We start from the raw sequence: 7,314 nt of genomic DNA, 5'->3' as shown, positions 1-7,314 counted from the left end.
GTTAGAGACTGTTTGTGCCGAAATGGGCGTGACCTTCACCGCCCCGCCTCTGGCGCTTTGCACCGACAATGCGGCGATGATCGCCTATGCCGGGCTGGAACGGTTCCGCAGCGGGCAGCGCGACGACATGACATTGATGGCCCGCCCGCGCTGGCCATTGGACAAATCCGCCCCGGCCTTGCTCGGCGGCGGCAAGAAAGGGGCCAAGGCATGAGCATCAGCGTGATCGGCGCCGGCGCCTTCGGCACCGCATTGGCCCTTTCCATGGCCCGCACCGGGCGGTCGGTGACCCTTTGGGCGCGCAATGCCGATCACGTGGCGGCGATGCGGAAATCACGTGAAAACACCGCCCGCATTCCCGGCGTCGCCTTTCCTGATTGTCTCACGGTCACGGCGGATATTTCCGCCGCATTGGCCGACACCATGCTGCTGGCAGTGCCGATGCAAAAGATGCGCGATCTGCTGTTGTCGACGCCGCAGCTCAACGGCCGGCTTCTGGTCGCCTGCTGCAAGGGGGTCGAGCTGGAAACCGAGCTGGGCCCGGTGGCGGTGATCCGCGATTGCGACCCCAAGGCGACCCCCGCCATCCTGACCGGCCCCAGCTTTGCCGCCGACATCGCGCGCGGCCTGCCGACGGCGCTGACCCTCGCGGTCGCCGACGACAGGGTCGGAAAAGCCCTGCAACAGAGCCTGTCGGCGCCCAATCTGCGCATCTATCGCACCACCGACACCATCGGCGCCGAACTCGGCGGCGCGCTCAAGAACGTGGTGGCCATCGCCTGCGGCGCCACCATCGGCGCCGGGCTTGGCGAAAGCGCCCGCGCGGCACTGATGACGCGCGGCTATGCCGAGATGCAGCGCATGGCGCAGGCGCTTGGCGCCCGCCCCGAGACCCTTGCCGGGCTGTCGGGCTTTGGCGACCTGACGCTGACCTGCACCTCGCCGCAGTCGCGCAACTACCAGTTCGGCCTGTCGCTGGGGCGCGGCGACGATTTCGACCCGGCGATCACCGTCGAGGGCGCCGCCACCGCCCGCGCCGTGCAGGCCCGTGCCAGTCACATGAACATCGACATGCCGATCACCAATGCGGTGGTCGGGCTGATCGACCGCAAACTCAAGATCACGGACGCCGTCGAAATGCTGCTGTCGCGTCCCCCCAAGGAGGAATGACATGAAAACCGCCCTGATCGCCAAGGACAAACCCGGCGCGCTGGAAATCCGCAAGGCCAACCGCGACGCCCATGTGGCCTATCTGAAAGCCACCGAAGCGGTGGAAATGGCCGGCCCCTTTCTCGACGAGAACGGCGAGATGTGCGGCTCTTTGATCGTGCTCGACATGGATCTGGCCGCCGCCCGCGACTGGGCTGCCAATGATCCCTACAACAAGGCCGACCTGTTCCAAAGTGTCGAGCTGATCGCGTGGAACAAGGTGATCGGCTGATGCGCTACTGGCTTTTCAAGTCCGAGCCCAATACCTGGAGCTGGCAGAACCAGCTCGACCGGGGTGAGACCGGCGAGGAATGGGACGGCGTGCGCAATTACCAGGCGCGCAATTTCATGCGCGAGATGCAGATCGGCGATCGCGGGTTCTTCTATCATTCGCTGAAAGAGAAATCCGTCGTCGGCATCGTCGAGGTCATCGCCACGGCCCACCCCGATTCGACCACCGAAGACGCGCGCTGGGACTGCGTCGACATCAAGGCGGTCGAAACCCTGCTCAAGCCGGTCTCGCTTGAACAGATCAAGGCAGACCCGCGCCTGTCCGATATGGTACTGGTCAGGAACTCGCGGCTTTCGGTGCAGCCCGTCACCGAAGCCGAATGGACCATCATCTGCGCGCTGGCCGGTCTCTGACCCTGCGACAACGCGCCTGTTGCAACCTGCCGGCCAGCGGATTAGGCCCGTGCCGCGCCAAAAAGCGAGAAAGACAATGTCGAATTCACCCTCCGACGACCTGCCGCTGGTCTATTCCTGCTCGGGATGCTCCAGCGCCGCCCAGATGGCCAACGCGCTCGCGATCCGGCTCGACCGGGCAGGCCATGCCGAAATGTCCTGCATTGCCGGTGTCGGCGGCGACGTGAAACCGCTGGTGCGCACCGCCCGCTCAGAGCGCGAGATCATCGCCCTGGACGGTTGCCGCCTGCATTGTGTTCAGGCCTGCCTGGCGCGCCACGATGTCACCCCGACCCATCACGTGATGCTGGCCGAATACGGCGTGCGCAAGACCCTGCGCGCCGATTTCGACCCGGCCGAGGCCGACGCGGTCTATGCGCGTCTGGAATCCGAACTGTTCCCCGCCTCCGACCGGACTGCGGCGGGCTGAGATACCCGGCGCCTGACTGTGGCGCTGCACCAGAGATCGCCCGGAAAACATAAGCCGGAAACGACAAAGCCCCCGGCGCTGCGGGGGCTTTTCTTTTTGCGCATTGGCCCGTGACTGGCCCGTGACTGGCCCGCGACGGGGCCGCAAAGGGCGCGGGGCGCTCAGCCGGGGTTCGACGACACCCCGACCTGCGCCGGGCGCAGCAGCCGGTCGTGCAGCATGAAACCCTCGGCCGAGACCTGGATGATCTCGCCGGCCTTGGTGCCGGGCAGCGGGGCTTCGAACATGGCTTCGTGCACCTGCGGGTCGAACTTGTCGCCCACCGCCGGGGTGACGATCTCGATACCGTGTTTCTTGAACACTTTCAGCAGCTCGCGCATGGTCAGCTCGATGCCTTCGATCAGCGCCGCCGAGGCTTCTTTCTGCTCGGGCGAGATCGTCTCGATGGCGCGTTTCATGTTGTCATAAACCGGCAGCATGTCGCGCGCCAGTTTCGAACCGCCGTATTGCTCGGCCTCGCGACGCGCCTTTTCACCGCGCTTGCGCACGTTTTCCGCATCGGCCAGCGCGCGCATGAACTTGTCTTTATAGGCGTCCCGCTCGGCGCGCAGCTCGTCCAGCTCGATCGCCTCGTTGTCCAGCTCGTCCAGCGACTGGGCGAACTCTTCCGCTTCGGCCTCTGCGAGATCATCCAGAAAATCGTTTTCTTTCGGCTCTGCCATTTCTCAACCTCTAACCGCGGTCGGAAATCAGCTTCCCGACCAGCTGTGCCGTGTAATCCACAATCGGCACGATGCGTCCATAGTTCAGGCGCTTGGGTCCGATGACCCCGACCGCGCCCACAATCTTACGATCAGCGTTCATATATGGAGAGACCACCAAAGAGGAACCCGAAAGTGAAAAAAGTTTGTTCTCGGAGCCAATAAAAATGCGCACCCCGTCGCCACCCTCGGCCAGTTCGAGGAAATCGGCGATGTCGCGCTTGCGTTCGAGGTCGTCGAACAGGCTGCGGATGCGGTCGAGGTCCTGTTCCTCTTCATCTGTGCCCAGAAGATTGGACCGCCCGCGCACGATCAGCCGCTCGGGCGACTCGCCCTCGTCGGACCAAAGCGCCAGCCCGCTTTCGACCAGCTCGCGGGCCAGCCTGTCGATCTCCTGGCGGCGGCGCTCCATCTCGTCGCGGATCACCCGCTGCAATTCGGACAGGGTGCGCCCCTCGATCATGGCGTTGAGGAAATTCGCCGCCTCGCGCATCGAGCTCGGGGTCTGCCCCGGCGGCGGTGTGAACAGCCGGTTTTCCACGTGACCATCGGCAAAGACCAGCACCACCAGCGCCCGGTCATGGCCGAGGCTGACAAACTCGATATGCTTGATCGGTGCCTCGTGCTTGGGCGCCAGCACCAGCGAGGCGCCGTGGGTGACCCCCGACAGCGCCGAGCCGATCCGGTCCAGCATGCCGCCGACATCAGACACCGCATCGCCCAGCGTGGCGTCGATCTTCTGGCGGTCGCCGGCGTCAAGGTCCGAAACCTCGAGCAGCCCGTCGACGAACATCCGCAGCCCCATCTGGGTCGGGATGCGCCCGGCGCTGACATGCGGGCTGTCGAGAAGCCCGAGGTATTCCAGATCCTGCATGACGTTGCGAATCGTCGCCGCCGAGATCTGCTCTGACAGGCTGCGGCTGAGGGTGCGCGATCCGACCGGGTCGCCGGTCTCGAGATAGCCCTCGACCACGCGCCGGAAAACCTCGCGCGAGCGGTCGTTCATTTCCTCAAGCAGGCGGGCGCTGTCACTCATGGCTCATCCTCGTCTCAGATGTCATTAAAGTGCGCCCGGCCAAAAGGTCAATCGGGGTTGCGCTCGGGTCTCGGCCCCCTGTATCCCCGTGGCCAAGCAGAATAGGATTACCACCATGCGTCCTTCGGGAAGAGAACTGAACGAAATGCGCGCCGTCTCGATCGAGACCGGCGTCACCAAACATGCCGAAGGATCCTGCATGATCCGCATCGGCGACACCCATGTGCTGTGCACCGCCACCATCGAGGACCGGGTGCCGCGCTTTATCAAGGGCACCGGGCTGGGCTGGGTCACCGCCGAATACGGCATGCTGCCGCGCTCGACCACCTCGCGCATGCGCCGCGAGGCGACCTCGGGCAAACAGGGCGGCCGCACAGTCGAAATCCAGCGCCTGATCGGCCGCAGCCTGCGCGCCGGCGTCGACCGCGTGGCGCTGGGCGAACGCCAGATCACCGTCGACTGCGACGTCATCCAGGCCGACGGCGGCACCCGCTGTGCCTCGATCACCGGCGGCTGGGTGGCGCTGCGTCTGGCGGTGAACAAGTTGATCGCTGCCGGAGACGTGGTCGGCGATCCGCTGATTTCGCCGGTCGCGGCGATTTCCTGCGGCATCTATGCCGGGCAGCCGGTGCTGGACCTCGACTATCCCGAGGATTCCGAGGCCGGGGTCGATGGCAACTTCATCATGCTGGGCAACAAGCAGATGATCGAGGTGCAGATGAGCGCCGAGGGCGCGACCTATTCCCGCGACCAGATGAACCAGCTTCTCGACCTGGCCGAAAAGGGCATCGACGAGCTGGCAGCGGCTCAGCTGGCGGCCACCGCATGACCCGCCGGTTCGAGGGAGATACGCTTCTGGTGGCGACCCACAACAAGGGCAAGCTCGAAGAGATGGCGCATCTGCTCGCGCCCTTTGGGGTTCGCGTGGTGGGTGCCGCCGAGATGGATCTCCCCGAACCAGAGGAAACCGAGACCACATTTGTCGGCAATGCCCGGATCAAGGCCCATGCCGCGGCGCGGGCCACCGGCCTGCCCGCGCTGTCGGATGATTCCGGCATCACCATCGACGCGCTCGATGGCGCGCCGGGGGTCCATACCGCCGACTGGGCCGAAACCGGCAATGGCCGCGACTTCCTGATGGCGATGACGCGCGCCCATAGCGAGCTCGAGGCAAGAAAAGCGCCGCATCCGCGCAGGGCGCAGTTCCGCTGCACCCTTGTGCTGGCCTGGCCCGACGGCCATGACGAAGTTTTCGAAGGTGTCGCGCCGGGGCATCTGATCTGGCCGCTGCGGGGCACCGACGGTTTCGGCTATGACCCGATGTTCGTACCCGAAGGCCACGACGTCACCTTTGCCGAGATGGACCGCTGGGAAAAGAACCGCATCAGCCACCGCGGCCACGCGGTCAAACAATTCGTCGCAGGCTGCTTTGGCTGAGGCCAGCACATATGACGACTGGCGGAACGGGGGCTTCGGCCTCTATATCCACTGGCCCTTCTGCCAGGCCAAATGCCCCTATTGCGATTTCAACAGCCACGTCGCCCGCGAGATCGACCAGAAACGCTGGCTTGCCGCCTACCTAAGCGAACTCGACCGGGTCGCCGGCGAAACCCCCGGCCGGGTCCTGAACACGGTGTTCTTCGGCGGCGGCACCCCCAGCCTGATGGATCCCGACATCGTCGCCGCCATCCTCGAGCGGGTGCGCAGGCTCTGGCCCACCAGCAATGACATGGAGGTCACGCTCGAGGCCAACCCGGGCTCGGTCGAGGCCGGGCGGTTCGCCGGCTATCGCGACGGCGGCGTCAATCGTGTCTCGATGGGCTTTCAGGCGCTGAACGATCGCGACCTGAAACGCCTCGGGCGCATCCATAGCGTGGCCGAGGGTCTGCGGGCCTTCGACATCGCCCGCGACACCTTCGATCGGGTCAGCTTCGATCTGATCTATGCCCGGCAGGATCAGACCCTTTCCGAGTGGCGGGCCGAGTTGAAGACCGCCACCGCCCTCGCGCTGGATCATCTTTCGCTTTACCAGCTGACCATCGAAGAAGGCACCGCCTTTGGCGACCGCTATGCCATCGGCAAACTGCGCGGCCTGCCCGATGACGATCTCGCGGCGGATATGTACGAAGCCACGCATGAGATCTGCGCCGCGGCCGGGTTGAACGCCTATGAAGTGTCGAATTACGCCGAAACAGGCTCTGAATCGCGCCACAACCTGATCTACTGGCGCTATGGAGATTACGCCGGTGTCGGGCCCGGTGCCCATGGTCGGCTGACGCTGGGCGGGCAGCGCCGGGCGATCGAAAACTGGAAAAACCCCGCGAAATGGCTGCAACAGGCCGAGGCGGGAAATGGCGAAAGCCTGCGTGAAACCATTGATCGGCAGGGTCAGGCCGCTGAATTCCTGTTGATGGGCCTGCGTTTGAGCGAAGGTGTTGACCTTGGCCGCTTTGAGGCTCTCGCCGGCCACGCATTGGCCGGCAAACGCCTTGAACAACTGCGTGAAATGGGGCTGGTTTCAGTTGAAAAACAACGCCTTAGGGCAGAACCTTCGGGCCGGATGGTGCTCAATGCCATTCTCGCCGAACTGCTGGTGGATTAGACCATGCGCTATCTCTGGGCTGCTCTCGGATTGATCTGTCTGGCGCTCGCCGCGATCGGCATTCTGCTGCCGCTCTTGCCGACCGTGCCCTTCCTGTTGCTGGCGGCGTTTTTCTTCGCCCGCTCGTCAGAGCGACTGCACAACTGGCTGCTGTCGCATCCGACGCTGGGGCCACCGATCGAAGACTGGCAATCGCGCGGCGCCATCAATCCGAAGGCCAAGCGCATTGCCACCCTGTCGATCGTCGTGGTCTTTGCCCTGTCGCTGCTGTTGGGACTGCGCCCGCTTCTGCTCGGCATTCAGGCCGGCGTGCTGGGCGCAGTGCTGCTTTTTATCTGGACCCGGCCTAACTGGTAGCCGAAAGAATGCGGCAGATCTCGTCGAGCTGATCAAGCGAGGCATATTTGATCGTCACCTGGCCCGACTCTCCGCCAGCCTGATGGTCGATCATCACCTTCATCCCCAGCGTCGCGGAAAGATCCCCCTCGAGCGCCACGGTGTCGGCATCCTTGACCGCCTTCGCCTTGGCCACCTTCGGCTTGGCCGTGTTGCCGGCAGCGGCGGCCTTGGCCAGCGCCTCGGTCTGACGCAC

General features: G+C 64.6%; 10 protein-coding genes and 2 pseudogenes. 9 read left to right on the top strand and 3 right to left on the bottom strand.

Annotated elements, in window-relative coordinates; translation table 11 throughout:
* The 5 genes and pseudogenes from ABZD10_RS12195 to ABZD10_RS12175 all read left to right on the top strand — a co-directional run.
* Positions 1–214 (top strand): annotated as a pseudogene (locus ABZD10_RS12195) (tRNA (adenosine(37)-N6)-threonylcarbamoyltransferase complex transferase subunit TsaD); the annotation flags it as partial.
* Positions 211–1,170, top strand: a complete 960-nt coding sequence (locus ABZD10_RS12190; RefSeq protein ID WP_372886833.1) for an NAD(P)H-dependent glycerol-3-phosphate dehydrogenase — start codon at positions 211–213, stop codon at positions 1,168–1,170. The pseudogene ABZD10_RS12195 and the gene ABZD10_RS12190, both read left to right, overlap by 4 nt.
* A 1-nt stretch (position 1,171) precedes the next feature.
* The gene (locus ABZD10_RS12185; RefSeq protein WP_372886831.1) at positions 1,172–1,441 is read left to right on the top strand and encodes a YciI family protein; all 270 of its coding nucleotides are present in this window, start codon (positions 1,172–1,174) and stop codon (positions 1,439–1,441) included.
* On the top strand, positions 1,441–1,854 hold the full coding sequence (locus tag ABZD10_RS12180; protein ID WP_372886830.1) for an EVE domain-containing protein: 414 nt from the start codon (positions 1,441–1,443) through the stop codon (positions 1,852–1,854). The genes ABZD10_RS12185 and ABZD10_RS12180 overlap by 1 nt, the downstream gene beginning before the upstream one ends.
* Positions 1,855–1,930: 76 nt before the next feature.
* Positions 1,931–2,323 carry a putative zinc-binding protein gene (locus tag ABZD10_RS12175; protein WP_372886829.1) on the top strand — a complete coding sequence of 131 codons (393 nt, stop codon included), beginning with the start codon at positions 1,931–1,933 and terminating at the stop codon, positions 2,321–2,323.
* Positions 2,324–2,484: 161 nt separating this feature from the next.
* Here ABZD10_RS12175 and ABZD10_RS12170 read toward each other — a convergent pair whose 3' ends face one another.
* Entirely contained in the window at positions 2,485–3,045 is a 561-nt protein-coding gene (locus ABZD10_RS12170; protein WP_372886827.1) for a nucleotide exchange factor GrpE, read from the bottom strand.
* Positions 3,046–3,055: 10 nt separating this feature from the next.
* Positions 3,056–4,120, bottom strand: a complete 1,065-nt coding sequence (gene hrcA, locus ABZD10_RS12165) for a heat-inducible transcriptional repressor HrcA (RefSeq protein ID WP_372886825.1) — start codon at positions 4,118–4,120, stop codon at positions 3,056–3,058.
* A 115-nt stretch (positions 4,121–4,235) separates the two neighbouring features.
* Here hrcA and rph point away from each other — a divergent pair, with 115 nt between their 5' ends.
* Genes rph through ABZD10_RS12145 form a run of 4 tightly spaced genes read left to right on the top strand, consistent with a single transcriptional unit; the run spans position 4,236 to position 7,079 of the window.
* Positions 4,236–4,949, top strand: coding sequence for a ribonuclease PH (gene rph / locus ABZD10_RS12160; RefSeq protein ID WP_372886824.1), 714 nt, complete (start codon positions 4,236–4,238; stop codon positions 4,947–4,949).
* Entirely contained in the window at positions 4,946–5,557 is a 612-nt protein-coding gene (gene rdgB, locus ABZD10_RS12155; protein WP_372886822.1) for an RdgB/HAM1 family non-canonical purine NTP pyrophosphatase, read from the top strand. Before rph ends, rdgB begins: the two co-directional genes overlap by 4 nt.
* Positions 5,550–6,722, top strand: a complete 1,173-nt coding sequence (gene hemW / locus ABZD10_RS12150) for a radical SAM family heme chaperone HemW (protein ID WP_372886820.1) — start codon at positions 5,550–5,552, stop codon at positions 6,720–6,722. The genes rdgB and hemW overlap by 8 nt, the downstream gene beginning before the upstream one ends.
* Before the next feature lie 3 nt (positions 6,723–6,725).
* Complete coding sequence (locus tag ABZD10_RS12145; RefSeq protein WP_372886818.1) at positions 6,726–7,079, top strand: YbaN family protein; 354 nt, start codon at positions 6,726–6,728, stop codon at positions 7,077–7,079.
* Here ABZD10_RS12145 and ABZD10_RS12140 read toward each other — a convergent pair.
* Positions 7,069–7,314 (bottom strand): annotated as a pseudogene (locus tag ABZD10_RS12140) (chromosome partitioning protein ParB); the annotation flags it as partial. The gene ABZD10_RS12145 and the pseudogene ABZD10_RS12140 overlap by 11 nt on opposite strands.

Source organism: Shimia sp. (assembly GCF_041624275.1).
In the GTDB taxonomy this organism is placed as follows: domain Bacteria; phylum Pseudomonadota; class Alphaproteobacteria; order Rhodobacterales; family Rhodobacteraceae; genus Shimia.
This window is presented reverse-complemented; position numbering and strand designations above follow the sequence as displayed.

Coding starts and splice junctions, on each gene's coding strand:
- rph (WP_372886824.1), top strand. CDS start 4,236: ATGCGTCCTTCGGGAAGAGAACTGAACGAAATGCGCGCCGTCTCGATC.
- ABZD10_RS12190 (WP_372886833.1), top strand. CDS start 211: ATGAGCATCAGCGTGATCGGCGCCGGCGCCTTCGGCACCGCATTGGCC.
- ABZD10_RS12145 (WP_372886818.1), top strand. CDS start 6,726: ATGCGCTATCTCTGGGCTGCTCTCGGATTGATCTGTCTGGCGCTCGCC.
- rdgB (WP_372886822.1), top strand. CDS start 4,946: ATGACCCGCCGGTTCGAGGGAGATACGCTTCTGGTGGCGACCCACAAC.
- ABZD10_RS12175 (WP_372886829.1), top strand. CDS start 1,931: ATGTCGAATTCACCCTCCGACGACCTGCCGCTGGTCTATTCCTGCTCG.
- hrcA (WP_372886825.1), bottom strand. CDS start 4,120: ATGAGTGACAGCGCCCGCCTGCTTGAGGAAATGAACGACCGCTCGCGC.
- ABZD10_RS12185 (WP_372886831.1), top strand. CDS start 1,172: ATGAAAACCGCCCTGATCGCCAAGGACAAACCCGGCGCGCTGGAAATC.
- ABZD10_RS12180 (WP_372886830.1), top strand. CDS start 1,441: ATGCGCTACTGGCTTTTCAAGTCCGAGCCCAATACCTGGAGCTGGCAG.
- ABZD10_RS12170 (WP_372886827.1), bottom strand. CDS start 3,045: ATGGCAGAGCCGAAAGAAAACGATTTTCTGGATGATCTCGCAGAGGCC.